We start from the raw sequence: 18,443 nt of genomic DNA, 5'->3' as shown, positions 1-18,443 counted from the left end.
CGACCCCAAAAATTTAGGCAGTCTCTCTATACTTGTTTCGTCATCCGAAACCGAGCCGCCGCCTCATGGATTTGCGCATTGCCAGCATCCGCCGCTTCCTCTACAGCCACTACTTCTTCGGAGGGGTGCGCCAGGGGGTGGGGATGCTGTTGCCCGTGCTGGTGCTGGGCGGCCTGTTCGGCAACTACACCACGGGTCTGGTTGCAACGTTCGGGGCGCAATGCCTGGCCATCATCGACCAGCCGGGCGGGCCGCAGCGCCACCGCACCAACGAGATGCTGGGCGGCGCCGCGCTGGGCACGCTGACGGTCATCATCACAGGGCTGGCGTCATCGCACCCCGTGCTGATCTGGCTGGCGGTCATCGCGCAGTGCTTCGTCTATTCGATGTTCACGGTGTTCGGCAAACGCGGCGGGCTGATCGGCTTTGCCGGCCTGTTGCTGATGACCCTGACCATGCATTCGCCGCTGGCGCCCCATGAGGTGCTGGCGCACGCCGCGGCCACGCTGGGCGGGGCGCTGTTCTACGTCGCATTCAGCCTGGGGTTCTCGCGCCTGTTCTGGCTGCGCGAGGAGCAGCAGGCCATGTCGGTGGCGCTCTTCGCCACCGCCGACTACGTGGCGGCGCGCGCCACCTTCTACGATGAAACCGCCGATCTGGACGACGCCTACCGCGAGCTGATCCAGCGCCAATCCGTCATGACGGAAAAGCACCAGGCGGCGCGCGACATGGTGCTGCGCGCCCTGCCCCGCGGCAAAGGCCTGGGCGACCGCCAGCGCGTGATGATCTGGAACATGTTCGTCGATATGCTGCAGCTGCTGGATACGCTGGTGGCCACGCATACCGACTACGCGGCGTTGCGCCGCGCGCTGGCCGGCAGCGACTGCCTGATGTTCATGCGCGATGCGCTGGTGAAGATGTCGCTGGAGCTCAACCGCATCGCGCTGGACGTGTCGCGCGGGCGCAAGGTGCAGTACCGCAGCAGCGCCAAGGCCGAACTGCGCGCCATCGAATACGAGATCGAACAGCTCAAGCAGCAGGGCCTGGGCGAGCGCGAGCCCGAGATGCTGGCGCTGATCGTCCAGGTGCTGCGCCGGCTGCGCAATTCGGCGCGCATCGTCGACCGCCTGGCCGACCACACCGCGGCTTCGCCCGACGCCAAGCCCACCGACGTGCTGCGCATCAACAAGTCGCTGACGCGCTTCATTTCGCGGCAGGAATTCCGCGTGGGGCTCCTGACCAGCAACCTGCGCCTGGATTCGCCGCACTTCCGCTATGCGCTGCGCGTCACCGCGGCCGCGGCCATCGCCATGACGCTGGCCAGCCAATGGCTTTCGCCGGCGTTTTCCGCGCACAACTACTGGATCATGCTGACCATCGTCATCATCATGAAGCCGGGTTTCGCGCTGACCCGCCAGCGCAATAGCTGGCGCCTGACGGGCACGCTGATCGGCTGCATCCTGGCCCTGCTGCTGTTCAACCTGACCGACCGGCCCGAACTGCTGTTCGCCGCGCTGCTGGGCGCCTGCATCATGGGCAACAGCCTGGTGCAGCTGAACTACATGGCCAGCGCCACCTTCAACACGCTGTTCGTGGTGCTGGTGTTCCACTTCGTGTCGCCGGGCACGGTGTCCATGTCGGTGATCGGCGAACGCGCCATCGACACGTTGATCGGCTGCGCGCTGGCGCTGATCTGCAGCTACATCCTGCCCTGGTGGGAGGCCCGCTACCTGAAACCGCTGGCGGCCGCGGCCACGCGCGCCAACCGCGAATACCTGATCGCCGGCCTGCGCTACGTCGAGGCCATGCAGGCCCACGGCGCGCCCGTGGGCGCCGCCGCCGGCGAGACTCCGGCGGTCACGGACGCCGACCTGGCCTGGCGGCTGGCGCGCAAGAACGTGCACATCTCCTTCAGCAATTTCGCCGAGGCTTTCTACCGGATGATGAGCGAGCCCACGTCGCATCAGGTAAGCGTGCCGGAGCTGAACAACCTGCTGATCCAGAACCACATCCTGGCTTCGCAGATCACAGCGGCCATCCCCATTCTGGCCAGCCTGCCGGCTACGCCCGAAGCGGTACAGCGGGCGCTGACCGGCATGGTGGACCTGTTGGATGAGAACCGCGCACAGGCGCCGGCCGGCCTGCCGACCCAGTTCGACACGGAAGGCGAACAGGCGGCGCTGGTCTATCCGGTCAAGCAGATGCTGAAGGCGGCGCACATGATCCGCCAGGAACTGCACGCGCTGGCCGATCCCACGCACGCGCCGCCGGTGGCGGCGGCAGCATGACCGGCGTGGATGGCTCTGACGGGAATGGGGAGTCCCGGGCGCAAGGCCCGGGACCGGATCAGACCTTGCGGCGGAACACCAGCTTATCTTCCGACGAGGCAGAGGCGTCGAACTTGTAGCCTTCCAGGTCGAAGCCTTGCAGGCCTTCGGGCTTGGACACTTTGTGCAGGATCGCGTAGCGCGCCATCAGGCCGCGCGCGCGCTTGGCGTGGAAGCTGATGACCTTCCAGGCGCCGTTCTTCCAGTCCTGGAATACGCATTGCACGACGCGCGCCTTCAGCGTCTTCAGGTCGACCGACTTGAAGTATTCCTCGGACGCCAGGTTGACGATCACGGGCGCCTTCTGGCCGGCCTGCCGTTCGTTGAGATAGTCAGCGATGGCCGGGCCCCAGTACTCGTACAGGTTCTTGCCCTTGGGCGTGGCCAGGCGCGTGCCCATTTCCAGGCGGTAGGGCTGCATCAGGTCCAGCGGGCGCAGCACGCCATACAGGCCGCTCAGGATGGCCACGTGCTCTTGCGCCCAGTCCAGCTGCTTGGCCGACAGGGTCGCGGCCTCCAGCCCTTCGTAGACGTCGCCGTTGAAGGCCAGCACCGCCTGGCGCGAGTTGGCCTGCGTGAAGCTGCGCTTCCAGTGGGCATAGCGCTGCACGTTGAGTTCGGACAGCGCCGGGCTCAAGCTCATGAGCTCGGAGATGTCCTCGGCCGACTTGGTCTTCAGCACCTTGATGAGGCCGGCGGCCTGGTCCACGAACAGCGGCTGGGTATGCGTCTCGATGTGCAGCGGCGAGTCGTAATCCAGCTTCTTGGCGGGAGAAAGCAAAAACAGCATTCGGGAATTCCTTTTTTAGCGTGCCGTCCAGCCGCCATCGACCGAGACGGACGTACCTGTGATTTGCGCGGCGGCGTCCGAGGCCAGGAACACGGCGGTGCCCCCCAGTTGCTCCGGCGTCACGAATTGCAGCGACGGTTGCTTTTCGCTCAGCAGTTCGCGCGCGGCGGTTTCCTGGTCCACGCCATCCTTTTCCGCCAGCGCGGTGATCTGCTTTTCGACCAGCGGAGTGCGTACCCAGCCCGGGCAGATGGCGTTGGCCGTGATGCCCTGGCCGGCCGTTTCCAGCGCGGTGACCTTGGTGAAGCCGACCACGCCGTGCTTGGCGGCGACATAGGCCGACTTGTTCGCCGAAGCCACCAGGCCATGGGCCGAGGCGATGTTGATGATGCGGCCGAAGCCCTGCTTCTTCATGTGCGGCAAGGCGGCGGCGGTGCCGTGGAACACTGCCGACAGGTTCAGCGCCAGGATCGCGTCCCATTTTTCAGCGGGGAAATCCTCGATCAGCGCGGTGTGCTGGATGCCGGCGTTATTGACCAGGATGTCGATGCGGCCCAACTGGCGCACCGCGTTCTCGACCAGCTCGCGCACGGCCGCGCCCTTGGACAGGTCGGCGCCGTCGTAGATGACCCTCACGCCATGCTTGTCGGCCAGGCCGGCGCGGAGCTTTTCGATTTCGGCCGCATCGCCGAAGCCGTTCAAGACGATATCGGCGCCTTGCTGGGCGAAGGCAGTGGCGATACCCAGGCCGATGCCGCTGGTGGAACCGGTGACAAGGGCGACTTTTCCTTTAAGCATGAGCATTCTCCTGTGGTCGGGCACATTGGACGGGCCAAGCAAGGGTCAAGTGTAGCTGCCCGGCATGACGGCAATCATGCCATGCCCGTACGGCCCGCAGGGTCAAGCAGCGGGAGGAGGATCGCGCGGCGCAGGAGGTTTCGGCGCCTCGTCCTGGACCGGTTCCGCTGCCGGCAGATCGGCCATGCCGCCCCGGTTCTCGGGTATGCGTTCCAGCAGCTTGATGAGCATCGGCACCACGCCCATCGAAATCGCCACGATGACGGACAGCAAGTCGCGCTGTTCCAGGTTCATCAGATTGTTGTCCCAGGCTTCGTTGAAGATGGCGAAGCTGAACTCCCCGCCCTGCGCCAGCGCCAGCGCGAATAGCAGGCGGTGATAGCGCGGCAGGCCCAGAAAGCGCGAAAAGCCGTACAGAATCAAGGCCTTGACCAGCAGCAGCGCGAATACGCCTACAAGAATGAAGGGCCAGTGGTTGGCCACCACCTTCAGATTCACGGACATGCCGATGGCTACGAAGAACAGGCCCAGCAGCAGCCCCTTGAACGGGTCGATGGCCTTTTCCAGGTCATCCCGATAGCGCGACTCGGCCATCAGCACGCCCACCAGGAACCCGCCCAGGCCCGCGGACAGGCCGGCGTAGTCGAACAGTTGAGCAGCGCCCACCACCATCAGCAGGGCGGCGGCCGTGAACAATTCATTCAACTGCGCCTTGGCAGCCCAGCCCAGCAGCCGCAGCCGGTACGCCGCCGCGACCACCACCACGGCGATCAGCGCCTCCTTGAAGGAAGGCGCCGAGGCGCCATCCGAACCCAGCAGGCCCGCCGCCACCAGCATCGGGATCGCCGCCATGTCCTGGAACAGCAGTATTCCCAGCGCCGACCTGCCCAGCGGCGTGCGCGTCAGCACGCGTTCGTCCAGCAGCCGCAAGGCCACCGCCGTGGACGACAGGGCCAGCGACAGCCCGCAAAGGATTGCCGCCTGCCATTCCATGCCGGCCAGATGCCGCAGCGCCGCGCCGAACACCACCGCCAGCAGCAGCCCGCAGGCCAGCATCTGCAAGGAACCCAGCACGAAGACTTCGTTGCGCATGGCCCACAGGCGTTTGGGCGAGAGCTCCAGCCCGATGATGAACAGCATCATCACCACGCCCCACTGGGACACATTGATCATGGTGTCCACATTGGTGACGAGCCTGAGGCAGGACGGCCCCACCAGCACGCCGGCCAGCAGATAGCCCGGGATCGCGCCCAGGCCCAGCAGCTGGGTCAGGGGCACGCACAGCACCGCCGCAAGCAAAAGGATAAGGATGAGATCCATGGGACTAGCGGTTCCGGGATGAGCGCCGAGAAGAGAAGAGTGCCGGGCAGGGACGCCGGGCATGTCGGAATTCTGGGCAAAGATCGCCGCCGCTGAAAGTCGGTTGAAACCCGCTGTGGGGGACTTTCAACCACCCCCTTTACACAAACAAAAAAAATCCTGTAGAATTGCGGGCTTCGCTGCTTCGACAACGAGATCCTTCCGACCAGGGATCTTTAGTGGAAGACCCGGCTCTTGGGGTAACCCAGGCCAGCCAGGGACACCACCGTTACGAAACCCAGCCACGGAGAGGTGGCAGAGTGGTCGAATGTACCTGACTCGAAATCAGGCGTACGGTATCCCCGTACCGTGGGTTCGAATCCCACCCTCTCCGCCAAGTATTGCAAAAAAGGCCAATCCCTCGGGATTGGCCTTTTTCTTTTTCCTTCGGACTTCATAAAAACTAAAAACGCACAGGCTCGGCGCGCGCCGGCTTGCGTGTAGGCAAGCCCTGCGCCATTCCGATGCTCGCCCCGGTGGGGCTGCGCTTCGGATGGCTCCGGGGGTCCTCGGCTGGTAGGCGCCTAATGCGTTGGTTTTGGATCCCGTAATGGGCAGATGCCGCGAGCCGGTGGCCGGACGGAGGGATCCGAAGCGCAGCCCCACTGGGGCGAGCATCGGAATCCCGCAGTCCGGACGGCGGCGACTCAAGAACGCTGCCTCACAAAACCGAAGTGCGGGGCGGTAGGGCTTCGAGCTTGCGGATGCCAGAGTCCTTTAGCCGCCGAGGCTGCCCTGCGCCATTCCGATGCTCGCCCCGGTGGGGCTGCGCTTCGGATGGCTCCGGGGTCCTCGGCTGGCAGTTGCCTAATGCGTTGGGTTTGGACCCCGTTCATGGGTAGATGCCTTGAGCCGGTGGCCGGACGGAGGGATCCGAAGTGCAGCCCCACCGGGGCGAGCATCGAAATGCCCGACAGCGCCCCATCGCCAGATATGGACCCATGTCACTTTGGCACCATATGGCAAGCCGCAGACTCGAGCCCCCCATCGGCGCGCCAGGAGTATTCAGAGCGAGGCAATACCTGTCAAGACAGGAAGATCGGCGTCTCCCATGCCTTTTCGAGACCGGCTTGAACGGCTGCTTCGTACTTGGCATCGAATGGCAAGACCCGGCTGCGGCATTCTCCTAACCTAGGCCGACGCCCAGTTCTTTCGACGCCCGCAATCCCTCCAACAGCTAGAGAGGGCCCATGTATCACCATGCTGCCATTCAGTCATTCCATGCGCTGCAGGATGCGTTGAGCAATGCGCTGGTGCACGATGAGTTGTTTCTGCAATATCAACCCATTGTGGATCGATGACAGAAGATCATAGGCATGGAGGCCCTGATGCGCTGGAACTCGGCGGAATACGGCCAGGTTCCGCCCTCGGATTTCGTGCCGCTGGCGGAGCGAACCGGCGCCATCATGAGCATGGGCGCCTGGGCCCTGGCAACAGGCTGCCAGCAGTAGGAGCGATGGTCCACACATCCGACAACCTCCGAATGGACGTTGAGCGTCAATGTCAGCGCGCATCAGTTCAATCATCCGAATTTCGCCGGCGATGTCCTCAACCTGCTGAAGCGCTATCGGATTGCAGCAAGCGAAGGCGGGGCCGCCCCGCCTGACTATCACAAGGGCGCCGTTGGCCGCGCCAATTGGAACAGGTCCGTGCTGCGCGCGTACCAGCCGCCGCCGTGCATGCGCGCGATCAGCCCCATGGCCGGCGTGTCCATGTAGCCGCGCTCGGCGTCCTGCACATAGGCATCGTCGACGTGCGCGCCCAGCACCCGGCCGATCACCACGAGCTGGCGCGGGCCGGTCACGATGGTTGCCTGGCTGACGCATTCCAGCGACACCGGACTGCCCTTGATCAGCGGGGGACGCACGTGTGTCGCCGGCAGCGCGGTCAGGCCGGCCGCCGCCATCTCGTCCACGTCCGCCGGGTAATCGGCGCAGGTCTGGTTCATCTGCGCAACCAGCGACTCCGGCACCAGGTTCACCACGAACTCGCCGTTCTCGATGATGTTGGCGCCGGAATCCTTCAGTTCGCCGCTGGCATGGCGCATCAGGCCGATGGCGACCGTCGGCGGCTGAGGCCCCATGACATTGAAGAAGCTGAAGGGAGCCGCGTTGACAACGCCTTTGTCCGAAATGGTGGTAAGCCACGCGATCGGGCGCGGGGTGACGGTCGAGGTCAGCACGTTGTAGACCGTCTGCGTCGGCAAGGCGCTGAAATCAAAATGCATGATTCAAGCCTCCCCGGCATTCAGCGCCGAGACGGCCCGCTTTTCACGGGTGTCGACCTGCAGCTGGAACACGTCGGGGCGTGCGTAGTGGCCCGAGACGTCGAAGTCGTACTTGCCGCGCAGGATCTGGTTGGGGTTGATGTCGGCGTACAGGATGGTCTCGGCTGAGAAATCCGGCCCTGCCAGCACTTCGCCCAGCGGATCGATGATGGCGCTGCCGCCGCGCATCAGCACGGTGTCGGGCGCGTCGCCCAGTGCGCATTCGAAATCGTCGGGATAGGCATCGCGGCGCAGATGCTGGCAGGCCGTGAGCACATAGCAGCGCCCCTCCAGCGCGATGTGGCGCATGCTGGGAATCCAGGAATCGCGGTCGTCGGCGGTGGGCGCGCAATACAGCGCCACGCCCTGGCTGTACATGTACATGCGCAGCATGGGCATGTAGTTTTCCCAGCAGATGACCGCGCCGATCTTGCCGTAGGGCGTGTCGAAGACGGGCATGGTGGAACCATCGCCGAAGCCCCAGATCAGGCGTTCGCCGGCGGTGGGCATGAGCTTGCGGTGTTTGCCCGCCAGCCCTTCACGGCCATTGAAGTACAGCACCGTGCAGTACAGCGTGCCGCCATCGGCTTCGATGCAGCCCATGACCACGAAGCTGTCGGTGTCGGCCGCGGCCTGGGCCACTAGCGCGACCTCTTCGCCATCCAGCCGGATGGCTTGGTTGTGATAGCTGGCGAAGGCGTCGCGGCCTTCGGGCTTGCGCATGCCGATGGGCGCGCCGAAGGAGTTGCCCTTGGGATAGCCGCCCAGGAACGCCTCGGGGAACACCAGCACGCGGGCGCCCTGCTCGGCCGCCTGGCGGATGAGCGATGCCGCCTTTTCGGCGCAGGCGACGCTGTCGGTGGGAATGGAGGCCGCCTGGATGACGGCAGCCTTGAAGCTCTGTTGCGTGGACATGTCTCTCCTCTTTCTCAGTGTGCAGCGTCTTCGTCGATGGCGCGGGCGCGGGTGTTCGGCAGGAACAGGCTGCCGATGACGCCGACCACCGCGGTCACGACGACCGGATACATCAGACCGCCAAAGATATTGCCGCTGGCCTGAGCCAGGTAGGTGGCGGTAAAGGGCACGATGCCGCCGAAGATGCCGGCGCCGATGTGGTACGGGAAGGATAGCGCCGTATAGCGGATGCGGGCCGGGAACAGTTCGACCAGATAGGACGCCACCGGGCCGTAGACCATGGCGACCACGGCCGTCATCAGCACCAGGATCAGGATGATGGTCGTGCGGTCGACGCGTGCGGGGTCGGCCCGCTCCGGATAGCCCGCGGCCGTCAGCGCGCTGGTGTAGGCGGCGCGGTCAAAGCCGTTGACGGTCGTGCCGCCCACGCTCATGGCGATGCTCTGCCCGGGCAGCGGCGCGGCGTATTCGAAGTTGATGCCCTTGCCGACCAGGAATTTCTTGGCCTGCACGCAGACCTTCTTGTGGTCGGCATGGCTGCCGATCATGGCGGCCTGCAGTCCGAAATCGCAGGCGCCGCCGCTGGTGTCGGCATGCACGCGCACCGGGGTGGTCTGCATGGCTTGCGCCAGGGCCGGGTTGCCAGCCTTGAGCAGCACGTCGAACATGGAGTGGTAGCCGATGGCCGCCACGAACAGGCCGACCATCATGATCCACTTGCGGCCAATGCGGTCCGACAGCCAGCCGAACAGCACGAAGGTCGGCGCGCCGATGATGAAACCGATCAGGATCAGCGTGTAGACGCTGGTCTGGTCCAGTTGCACGGCCTGCTGCATGAAGATCATGACGTAGAACTGGCCGGTGAAATAGGTAGCGCCCTGGCCGGCGGTGACGCCGATCAGCGCCAGCAGCACCAGCCGCAGGCTGGACCATTGGCCGAAGGTCTCCTTGACCGGGTTCTTGGACAGGCGGTTCTGCTGCTTCATGCGCGTGAACACGGGCGACTCGTGCAGCTTGGCGCGCACGTAGATCGAAATCGCCAGCATCACGATCGACAGGATGAACGGCAGGCGCCAGCCCCACTGGCGGAAATCCTCGGCGCTCATGGACGCCTGGGTGCACAGGATCACGATCAGCGACAGGATCAGGCCCGCCGAGGACGTGATCTGGATCCAGCCCGTCAGCAGCCCGCGGCGCTTGGGCTCGCAGTGCTCGGCCACATAGATGACCGCGCCGCCGTACTCGCCGCCCACCGCCAGGCCCTGCACCACGCGCAGGGTCAGCAGCAGGATCCACGACAGGTGGCCGGCCGATTCATAGGTGGGCAGGCAGCCGATCAGGACGGTCGCGCCGCCCATCATCACCACGGTGATGAGGAAGGTGTACTTGCGGCCCAGCTTGTCGCCCAGGTAGCCGAACATCACGGCACCCAGGGGCCGGATGATGAAGCCCACCGCCAACGCGCCCAGCGCGGCCAGCAGTGCCACCGTGGGGTTGTCCTGCGGGAACAGCACCTGGCTCATGAAGACGGCCAGGGTCCCGTAGATGAAAAAGTCGTACCACTCGAACAAGGTGCCCAGGGTCGAGGCCACCACCACCTGGCGTTCCTCTTTCCTGCTGAGCGTCGGACCGGCGTCGATCCGCGGCATTGCCACATTCGCTTCCATGCTTGCTTTCCCCAATCGCTTTAGATTGATAATGCTGTATTCATTAACTATTATCAAACTTAACCCAGGACCTGAAAAACTAGGGGAAACCCGGCGAAGCCGCCCGCGCGCCCGGGCGGCAAGGGTCCGCCCCGCTGCTACACTCCCGCCAGAAAAACAGTGGAGGCAGCAATGGCAAGGCCCGCCGGCAAGATGGAAAAGAACGCGGAACAGGCGCCTGCCGCCGCGCGCAGGGGCATCCAGTCGATCGAAGTGGGATTCCGGATCCTGGACGTCATCCGCAAGGCCGGCCGCCCCCTGCCCCTGAAGGAAATCGCGGATGCCTGTGAACTGACGGTACCCAACGTCCACTACTACCTGGTCAGCTTTCAGAAGGTGGGCGTGGTGCAGCAGCACGCGGATACGGGCCATTACGGCCTGGGTCCCTATGCCCTGCGGCTGGGCCTGGCGGCCCTGGAACAGTTCGACGTATTCACCACCGCCCGGCCCATCATGGCCGAAGTGGCCGCGGTCACCGGCCACACCGTGTTCCTGGGCGTGTGGGGCAACAAGGGCCCGACCATCGTCTACCGCGTCGAAGGCGCCCGCAGCCGCCCCCTGCTGGAACTGCGCGTGGGCAGCGTGCTGCCGCTGCTGTCCTCGGCGCTGGGCCGCAACTTCCTGGCGCACCTGCCGGAAGCCAGCACGCGCGAACTGCTGGAACAGGAAATGGCCTCGGCCGGTTCGGACGGATATGGCGGCAAGTCCTACACGCAAAAGGACGTGCAGGCCATCCGCGAGGAAGTGCTCGAACACCACCTCAGCCGTTGCCGCGACGCGCTGCTGCCGCACTTCACGTCGCTGTCCGCGCCCATTTTCGACATGCTGGGCGAGATGAAGGCGGCCATCACGCTGATGGGCCCGGTGGGCGCCATCGACGACGACCTGCAATCCGACACGGCGCGGCTGCTCAGTGAAAAAGCCCGCTCGATCTCGGCAACGGCAGGCTGGGTGGAGCCGCAGGCGCGCTAGGCGCTTCTGCCGCCCTCACCTCCGCGCGTCGGGCAGCCGGCTGGGCGGCGGCGTGCTGGCCACGTTTTTCTTGTAGTAAGCGATGAACTCCGGCGCCGGCATGGGCTTGCCGTACAGCCAGCCCTGGCCGAAATCCACCTCGCGCGCTTTCAGGTGGTCTTCCTGTTCCTGACGTTCGATGCCTTCGGCCACGGTCAGCAGGTTCAGCGACTTGGCCATGTCGATGATGTGGTCCGTGACCTTGTGGGTCGCGGAATCGGTGCCGATGGTGTCGACGAAGGACTTGTCGATCTTCAGCGAGTCGAGCGGCAGCCGCTGCAGATAGGACAGGCTGGAGTAACCCGTGCCGAAGTCGTCGATGGCCACGGCATGGCCTTGCGCCCGGGCCTGTTCGATCACGCTGCAGGCCTTGTCCACGTCCATGAAGCCGCGTTCGGTGGCTTCCAGCCAAATCTGCCGGGGATCGATGACCGTGCCTTCCAGCATGCGCTGCAACACCCGCAACGCCCCGCCATCCTTGAGATCGCTGGCGCTCAGGTTGACCGAGATGTGCGCTCCCCGGTCCTCGCCCAGCAGATCCTCCATATCCCGGATCACCAGGCGAAACACCTCTTCGGTGATGCGGGCCATCAGGCCGTTGTCCTCGGCGATCGAGATGAACAGATCAGGTCTCAGGGTCTTGCCGCCGCGCCTGATCCAACGCACCAGCGCCTCCGCGCCGATGCAGCGGCCAGTGCGCAGGTCGATGATGGGCTGGTAGTGGACGACGAATTCCCGCCGCCTGATGCCGGCGGCCAATTCGCCCGCGATCGACAGGCGCCGGCGCGACAGCCAGACGACCAGCGCGATCATGGCCGCCGCGACCAGCGTCCCCATGGGCAACCAGAACAGGCGTTCGCGCGGCAGCATGTCCAGCGCTTCGGTTTGAGGTTCGAGCAGGACGACGGCCAGGTCCGCATTGCGGGCGACGGCGCTGAGATAGGCCTCGTCGATGTCCAGTTTGCCGCCATTCAGCGCCTGCGATACCAGCACGAGATCGGGGTCGTTGCGGGTGCCCAGCATGCCCACGCCCGGCAGGACCACGGCAAGTTGCGCGCCGTCCGTGAGCGCCTTTTCGGTGAACCGGCCTGGTTCGAACAAGGCGCTGTAATCGCCGTGGCGCACGGCCACCATCCTGATGCCGGGGCTCAAGACGGGCACTGCGTCCAGCAACAGGCGTCCACCATTGGCCAGTTCGACCTGGGCCGGAACCAGCGGCTCTTCGTAGCTGGGCACGCCCCAGGTGGTGCACTGGACGATGCCGCCCGCCACGTAGGCCAGATCGTCCACAGCCCGGTCCCTCAGGGCCAGGGCCCGCATATGGCGGATGTGCTGGGGTGAACAGGGTTCGAATGCCAGCCCGTCCAGATCGCGCAGCGTGGTCACGGTCTGGTCCAGCAAGTCCTGCGTGTCCCTCAGGATGCGCTGGGCCTGGTCGTCCAGATAGCGCTGTTCGCCCGCGACGGCGCGGGACCAGGACATGTGCAGCGCGAAGCCGATGGGCAACAGCGCCGCGGCGGCGGCGAGAGCGATGGCGATGCCGATTACAAACTTGCGCGGCATCGAGGCCGTCCCCAGGGATCGCCGGCTGGCGAGGTTATATCTTTTTACACTTTTTGAGGGGGCAGTGTCTCCATCAATTTCCGCTCGCAGCCGCCGTTTCAGCCTTCCGCCACGATCTTCGCGTCGCGGATGGTCTGGGCGTACTTCTGCTGCTCCTGCTTCATGAAGTCGGCAAAGCGCTGGACGCTGCCGCCGCCATCCTCCGCGCCCACCTGCGCCAGTTTTTCCTGCACATCCGGCATCGCCAGCGCCCGGTCGATGTCCTGGTTCATGCGCTGGACCATGGCGGCGGGCATCTTGCCCGGACCGACCATGCCGAACCAGATGCTGGCCTCGAAGCCGGGATAGCCCTGTTCGGCCACGGTCGGCACATTGGGGTGGCTCTTGGAGCGCTGCAGCAGAGTCTGCGCCAACGCGATCACCTTGCCGGACTGCACCAGCGGCGTGGCGGTGGTCATGCCTTCGAAGCAGTACTGCACGTGGCCGCCCAGCAGGTCGTTCATCAAGGGAGCCGAACCCTTGTAGGGCACGTGCAGCACGTCAATCCCGGCGCGGGCCTTGAAGATCTCCAGCGCCAGGTGCTGCGCCGAACCGCTGCCGGCCGAACCGAACACGATCTTGCCCGGCTGCGCCTTGCACAGCGCGACCAGCTCGGGCAGCGTCCTGGCGGGCTGAGAGGCGCCGCCGATCAGGATGGTGGGCGTCTTTCCGACCAGCGCGATGGGCGTGAAGTCGCGGTCCACCGAATAGGCCAGCTTGGGCTGCAGGCCCGGCGCGATGCCGTGGCTGTTGACGTGCGCCATCAACAGCGTGTTGCCGTCGTTGGGCTGGCGCGCCACCTGTTCGGCGGCAATGATGCCGGCCGCGCCCGCGCGGTTTTCGACGATGACGGGAATATTCCACATCACGCCCAGCTTCTGCCCCAGCAGGCGCGCCAGCACGTCGGTGCCGCCGCCGGCGGGAAAGCCCACCACGATCTTCACCGGCCCCTGCGGCAGGTCTTGCGCCCGCGCCGCCGCCGGCAGGGCCAGCGCGGCTCCCAGCGCCGCGGCGCCGGTCATGAATTGCCTACGTTGCATTGCTGTCTCCTCGCGCGCCGGTCCGATGGCCGGCGACTGGTTCTCGAAACTCTGTCACCGCTCACCGCAAGCGGCCGTCTGGCGCGGCCTGGCTGCGATGCTCCTGCGCTGCTGCGCGCGGCCGGCAGGCCGCGCGCCCTGCCCTCAACCAGCGACCCGGCTCCACTTGCCGTAGCGCTCGACCATGCGCTCGTCGAAGCCGAAGCCCAGGCCGGGCTCCTGATGCAACACCACGCGCCCCTGCTTGTGCGTCAACTGGCGGTCGACCAGCCTGCGGAAGTTCAGGACCTGATCGTCCCAGAAAAATTCGACGTAGCGTGCATTCGGCGTCGCGGCGACCAGCGGCGCATGCACGTCATGGAACCAGTGCGGGCAAACCACGACGCCGTAGCTGGCAGCGGTAGCGGCGATGCGCTTCCATTCGGTGATGCCGCCGCAGACGGCGGCGTCGGTCTGCAGGATGCCGGCTGCGCCCTTGTCCAGCAGCTCCTTGTGATACCAGCGGCCATAGCCGATCTCGGCGGTGGCGATGGGCAGGCGCGTCAGGCGCGCGAGCTTGGCGTGGCTGTCGATGTCGTCGGGGCCGAAGGGTTCTTCGATGAAGTACGGATCGTACTGTTCGAAGCGGCGGATGTACTGCATGGCCTGGGTCACGTCCTGCCAGGCGTTGTTGCAGTCCATCATCAGCTCGACGTCGGGGCCGATGGCCTCGCGCGCCGCCTTCAGGCGCGCCTCTTCCTCGGCCGGGGAAAGGCGCCCGGTCTTCATCTTCACGGCGCGAAAGCCCTTGTCCACGTAGCTCGCCATTTCCTCGCCCAGGTGCTGGGGCGTCTTGCCGTCGAGGTAATAGCCGCCGCTGGCATAGGCCGGCACGGTTTCGAGCTCGACCGCGCCCAGGTACTTGTGCAGCGGCAGGCCGACGGTCTTGGCGTTCAGGTCCCACAGCGCGATGTCCAGGGCGCTCAATGCGCGCATTACCGTGCCTTGCCTGCCTTGCAGCAGGGCTTCCTGGTACATCGCCTGCCACAGGCCTTCGACGGCGAGCGAATCCTTGCCCAGCAGCACGGGGCCCAGCAGGTTCTGCACCGCGGCTTCGAAGATGGCGCCGCCGGCGCTGCCCACGTAGCAGAAGCCGATGCCTTCCACGCCGTCGGAGGAACGAACCTTCACCAGGCCGTAGTGCCGCGTGGACACGGTGCGGTTCGAAAACGAGGTGACCTTGTCCAGGGGCACCGCGGCGGCGCACACGTCTATGGATTCAATGATGGGCACAACTGGCTCCTTGGTAATCGGGATGGTCGGGCGGGGCCTGCGCGGCTTGCGGGGCCTCAACGCTCTGAACGTATTCTTGCCGCGGCAAAAGAAAACAACAATTATCTTCATCCATCTTTAGAATATGGAAAAAACATCTTTTCAGGAGAAGCTGGTTCGTGGATTCGCGCTTTCTGCAAACCTATGTGCACGTGGTGGAGCTGGGTTCCATCGCCCAGGCCGCGCGCCACCAGGGGCTGACGCCCGCCACGGTGCAGCAGCGCCTGCGCGCGCTGGAAGCGGACATGGGCAGCGCCCTGATCGCGCGCTCCGGCCGCACCGTGAAGCCCACCCAGGCCGGCATGCGGATCCTGGAGCGCGCCCGCGCCATCCTGCGCGACGTGCGCGACCTGCGTTCGGCCGCGTCCGACACCGAACTGCCGGCGGGCCCTTTGCGCCTGGGCGCCACGCCCACCGCGCTGACCGGCATCATGCCGCCCGTGCTGCGCGCCTGGACCGCGCGCCATCCCCACATTGAAATCTACATAGAACCCGCGCCCACCACCCTGCTCTACGGCAAGGTGCTGTCCGGCGAACTGGACGGCGCGCTGCTGGTGCATCCGCTATTCGCCATCCCCAAGACCTGCGCCTGGCGCGACCTGCGGCAAGAACCGCTGGTGCTGGTCACGCCGGCCGACATGAAGGTGCGCGATCCGCTGGAAGTCATCGCTCGCGAACCCTATATCTGCTATGACCGCAGCGTGGTGGGCGGCAAGATGGCCGACGACTACCTGCGTGCGCGCAGCCTGCGGCCGCACGTGCGCTTCGAGCTGGATGGAATCGATTCCATTGCCAAACTGGTGTCGGAAGGATTGGGCGTGGCGCTGCTGCCGGATTGGGCGACCACCGGTGAACCGTCAGCCCGCGTCAGGCGCTGGCCCTTGCCGCCGCCCTGCCCGGTGCGCACCGTGGGCGCGGTCTGGCTGCGCTCCGGCGTGCGTTCGGCGCTGATGCAGGCCTTCGTGGAAATGGCCGAGACCCAGCTCGGCCTGGACTGAGCGCGGAAGATCAGCCCTGTGCGTTTGCGTCGCGGCCGTCGCGCGCCACGACCACGCCGCCCGACACCACCAGGCGGCGCGGCGCGCGCGTTGCCACGGCTTGCGCAATACAGCTGGCGTCGACCAGCACCAGGTCGGCGCGCGCGCCCGGCGCCAGGCCATAGTCCCTGAAACCACAGGCGCGGGCCGCGGCGGCGGTCACGCAATCGAACGCCCATTCGACCTCGTCGTCGCGCCGCAGGTCGTTGCGCAGCCCGATCAGCATGGCGCGCGCCAGCATGTCGGGACTGCCGTAAGGCGTCCAGGTATCGCGGATGCCATCGTTGCCGCCGAAGATCGTCACCCCCGCCTCGCGACAGGCGCGCACGGCCGGCACGGGCCGCGACGGCGGCGCGGTCGTCAGCAAGGCCACGTCCAGCGCGGCCAGCCGCCGCAGCAGGCCGTCCAGCCGCTTGGCGTCGACGCCTCCCAGACAGAAGGCGTGGCTGATGACAACCTTGCCCTGCATACCCAGCGCCTGGACGCGGTCCAGGATCAGGTCCAGGGTAAAGGCGCCCAGTTCGCCCGGCTCGTGCAGATGGATATCGACGGGCTTGTGATGCTTGTCCGCCAGGCCGAACAGCACGTCGAGCGACCTCGCCGGATCCCGGTCGATGGCCGAGGGATCCAGCCCGCCCAGCACATCCGCGCCCTGCGCCAGCGCCTGGTCCAGCAGCTCGGCCGTGCCGGGCCGGACCAGCAGGCCCGACTGGGGAAAGGCCACGGTCTGGATCTCGACGCGTCCGGCCAGCTCCTGGCGCGTGGCGTGCACACCCTCCAGATGGCGCAGCCCGGCGTCGGTATCGATGTCCACGTGCGTGCGGATGCGGGTCGTGCCTTCGCGCAGGAAGGCCAGCGCCAGGGCGCGCGAATGGCTGGCCGCGTCATGGCCGCTGCGGGCGCGCCAGACGCGTTCGTTCTCGATGCGGTCGGTCAGCGCCGGGCCCACTTCGTTCACGTACCAGGGCGAATCCCAGGTGGTCTTGTCGAGGTGAGTATGGCCTTCGACCAGGCCAGGCAGCAGCAAGGCGCCTGCGCCGTCCTCGACAGGCATGCCGGGCGCGGCGGCGAGGCCCGGCCCGATACCCTGAATGCGCCCGTCGCGCACCAGCACGTCCACCGGGCCTCCTTGCGGGGCGCGGACATTCTTCAAAAACAGATTGGTCATGGCAGGATTCCAGGCGCCGCGCGTGGCGGCCGGCCTTGCGCAGACCAGGCGGCACGCGCCATCAAGCTCAGGCTTGGGGCGGTTCTATCCAGAAGAAACGTTCACCCTGGCGGACCATGTCGGCCACGCCTTCGGCGCCGATGCGGTAATCCGTACCCATCAGCGTGGCGCCGCCATCCTCATGGATATGAATGATGGCGAGCGGGTCATTTGCCATGGTGTACCAGTAGTAACCCGGCTTGAGATCATGCAGGTTCGTAGTCATGTTTCGAGTATACAAACATCCCCGCGCCGTATTCAAAAAGACACATAAATCCAGCTCATGCCTGACATGATGGCCTTGAGGCGGCATACTTCCCGATTCCAGGCCCAAACCGCCCGCACAGTAGGCATGCGTCGACCAGGCTGTCGCCGCATTGGCGCATATGCTTTGACCGTTGGAGGAACCGCGAGCGTATGAAAAGGCAGTCTCTTCAATTCAGCGAGCCGCTTAAACAAGCTGTTTTGGACGGCCGTAAAGTGCAGAGCCGGCGCATCCTGAAGCCGCAACCGACCAAACTGACCACGGTCTGGTATGCGGACGCCGCGGATTCCGGCAGATGGGTGGCCATGGGCCCATCGCTGGATAATCCATCCGAATTGCGCAAGACCTCAAGCTGGGTCAGGTGCCCATTTGGAAAATCCGGCGACAGTATCGAATTGACCGACGAAGCGGGCAATACCTTCGCCACCGCCGTTATCGTGGGGGTGCGCGTCCAGCGCCTGCAAACGCTGTCCGAAGCCGATGCCCGCGCCGAAGGCACGCAAGCCCTGTACCAAAGCTCCGCCCTGTTGCCGGGCGTGCCGCTGCAGACCGCCTTCGCCTTGACCTGGTGCGAGCGTTACGGCTCGCACGCCTGGGCAGCGAACCCCTGGGTCTGGGTGGTCGAATTCCGTCGCCAACAGGCCGATGGGGAGCTGGACGCCTAGCTCCGGCCCCAAAAAACTGGTGCGCCCGCGCAACGTCGTTACGCGGAAACAGGGGCGGATGGTGACTGCCTGTAACCTGGCCACTCGGCTTCACCTGATTCCAGGCGATTTCAATCCATTTCAATCGCGGCCGCATCAGAGCGG

At 65.6% G+C, this 18,443-nt stretch carries 16 protein-coding genes and 1 tRNA gene; 6 read left to right on the top strand and 11 right to left on the bottom strand.

All coding sequences use genetic code 11. The features are described 5' to 3' along the window. Positions 1-65 precede the first annotated feature (65 nt). Positions 66-2,288: an FUSC family membrane protein gene (locus tag DXK93_RS18450; protein ID WP_119450786.1), complete on the top strand. Its 2,223-nt coding sequence runs from the start codon at positions 66-68 to the stop codon at positions 2,286-2,288. Positions 2,289-2,346: 58 nt separating this feature from the next. Here DXK93_RS18450 and yaaA read toward each other — a convergent pair whose 3' ends face one another. From yaaA to DXK93_RS18435, 3 genes are all read right to left on the bottom strand, one after another. Continuing rightward, the gene (yaaA, locus tag DXK93_RS18445; RefSeq protein ID WP_054450168.1) at positions 2,347-3,117 is read right to left on the bottom strand and encodes a peroxide stress protein YaaA; all 771 of its coding nucleotides are present in this window, start codon (positions 3,115-3,117) and stop codon (positions 2,347-2,349) included. Positions 3,118-3,132: 15 nt separating this feature from the next. Further along, positions 3,133-3,915, bottom strand: coding sequence for a 3-hydroxybutyrate dehydrogenase (locus tag DXK93_RS18440; RefSeq protein WP_119450785.1), 783 nt, complete (start codon positions 3,913-3,915; stop codon positions 3,133-3,135). A gap of 102 nt (positions 3,916-4,017) precedes the next feature. Beyond that, entirely contained in the window at positions 4,018-5,235 is a 1,218-nt protein-coding gene (locus DXK93_RS18435; protein ID WP_054450164.1) for a cation:proton antiporter, read from the bottom strand. Between the two features lie 285 nt (positions 5,236-5,520). On the opposite strand from DXK93_RS18435, the gene DXK93_RS18430 reads away from it, so the two are divergent. Together DXK93_RS18430 and DXK93_RS18420 are read left to right on the top strand one after the other, a co-directional pair. Then, positions 5,521-5,611 (top strand) — tRNA-Ser (locus tag DXK93_RS18430). Positions 5,612-6,590: 979 nt separating this feature from the next. Next, positions 6,591-6,725 carry an EAL domain-containing protein gene (locus DXK93_RS18420; protein WP_119450783.1) on the top strand — a complete coding sequence of 45 codons (135 nt, stop codon included), beginning with the start codon at positions 6,591-6,593 and terminating at the stop codon, positions 6,723-6,725. A gap of 158 nt (positions 6,726-6,883) precedes the next feature. Here the strand turns inward: DXK93_RS18420 and DXK93_RS18415 are convergent, their stop codons facing one another. Genes DXK93_RS18415 through DXK93_RS18405 form a run of 3 tightly spaced genes read right to left on the bottom strand, consistent with a single transcriptional unit; the run spans position 6,884 to position 10,122 of the window. Then, positions 6,884-7,501 carry a flavin reductase family protein gene (locus DXK93_RS18415; protein WP_119450782.1) on the bottom strand — a complete coding sequence of 206 codons (618 nt, stop codon included), beginning with the start codon at positions 7,499-7,501 and terminating at the stop codon, positions 6,884-6,886. A gap of 3 nt (positions 7,502-7,504) precedes the next feature. Then, positions 7,505-8,455 (bottom strand): carbon-nitrogen hydrolase family protein, encoded by a 951-nt coding sequence (locus DXK93_RS18410; RefSeq protein ID WP_054450139.1) that lies wholly within the window; start codon positions 8,453-8,455, stop codon positions 7,505-7,507. A gap of 14 nt (positions 8,456-8,469) precedes the next feature. Beyond that, positions 8,470-10,122, bottom strand: a complete 1,653-nt coding sequence (locus tag DXK93_RS18405) for an MFS transporter (protein ID WP_119450781.1) — start codon at positions 10,120-10,122, stop codon at positions 8,470-8,472. A gap of 171 nt (positions 10,123-10,293) precedes the next feature. On the opposite strand from DXK93_RS18405, the gene DXK93_RS18400 reads away from it, so the two are divergent. Beyond that, complete coding sequence (locus DXK93_RS18400) at positions 10,294-11,133, top strand: IclR family transcriptional regulator (protein WP_054450135.1); 840 nt, start codon at positions 10,294-10,296, stop codon at positions 11,131-11,133. A 15-nt stretch (positions 11,134-11,148) separates the two neighbouring features. Here the strand turns inward: DXK93_RS18400 and DXK93_RS18395 are convergent, their stop codons facing one another. The 3 genes from DXK93_RS18395 to DXK93_RS18385 all read right to left on the bottom strand — a co-directional run bounded on the left by DXK93_RS18395 (position 11,149) and on the right by DXK93_RS18385 (position 15,086). Beyond that, complete coding sequence (locus DXK93_RS18395) at positions 11,149-12,735, bottom strand: EAL domain-containing protein (protein ID WP_054450132.1); 1,587 nt, start codon at positions 12,733-12,735, stop codon at positions 11,149-11,151. Positions 12,736-12,833: 98 nt separating this feature from the next. Next, positions 12,834-13,814 carry a tripartite tricarboxylate transporter substrate binding protein gene (locus DXK93_RS18390; RefSeq protein ID WP_119450780.1) on the bottom strand — a complete coding sequence of 327 codons (981 nt, stop codon included), beginning with the start codon at positions 13,812-13,814 and terminating at the stop codon, positions 12,834-12,836. Positions 13,815-13,958: 144 nt separating this feature from the next. Continuing rightward, the gene (locus DXK93_RS18385) at positions 13,959-15,086 is read right to left on the bottom strand and encodes a mandelate racemase/muconate lactonizing enzyme family protein (RefSeq protein WP_054450128.1); all 1,128 of its coding nucleotides are present in this window, start codon (positions 15,084-15,086) and stop codon (positions 13,959-13,961) included. A 158-nt stretch (positions 15,087-15,244) separates the two neighbouring features. On the opposite strand from DXK93_RS18385, the gene DXK93_RS18380 reads away from it, so the two are divergent. Then, on the top strand, positions 15,245-16,123 hold the full coding sequence (locus DXK93_RS18380; protein WP_054450126.1) for a LysR family transcriptional regulator: 879 nt from the start codon (positions 15,245-15,247) through the stop codon (positions 16,121-16,123). Between the two features lie 10 nt (positions 16,124-16,133). On the opposite strand, the gene DXK93_RS18375 is transcribed toward DXK93_RS18380, so the two are convergent. Both DXK93_RS18375 and DXK93_RS18370 read right to left on the bottom strand, forming a co-directional pair. Beyond that, positions 16,134-17,330: an amidohydrolase family protein gene (locus DXK93_RS18375; RefSeq protein ID WP_119450779.1), complete on the bottom strand. Its 1,197-nt coding sequence runs from the start codon at positions 17,328-17,330 to the stop codon at positions 16,134-16,136. A gap of 67 nt (positions 17,331-17,397) precedes the next feature. Further along, the gene (locus DXK93_RS18370) at positions 17,398-17,595 is read right to left on the bottom strand and encodes a hypothetical protein (protein WP_013391913.1); all 198 of its coding nucleotides are present in this window, start codon (positions 17,593-17,595) and stop codon (positions 17,398-17,400) included. 191 nt (positions 17,596-17,786) lie between these two features. Here DXK93_RS18370 and DXK93_RS18365 point away from each other — a divergent pair, with 191 nt between their 5' ends. Then, the gene (locus tag DXK93_RS18365) at positions 17,787-18,299 is read left to right on the top strand and encodes a hypothetical protein (protein ID WP_054450123.1); all 513 of its coding nucleotides are present in this window, start codon (positions 17,787-17,789) and stop codon (positions 18,297-18,299) included. Positions 18,300-18,443: the final 144 nt, after the last annotated feature.

It is taken from the genome of Achromobacter sp. K91, from assembly GCF_003576205.1.
GTDB lineage: Bacteria > Pseudomonadota > Gammaproteobacteria > Burkholderiales > Burkholderiaceae_B > Achromobacter > Achromobacter aegrifaciens.
The sequence above is the reverse complement of the archived record's forward strand: the minus strand, read 5'-3'. Positions and strand labels throughout refer to the sequence as shown.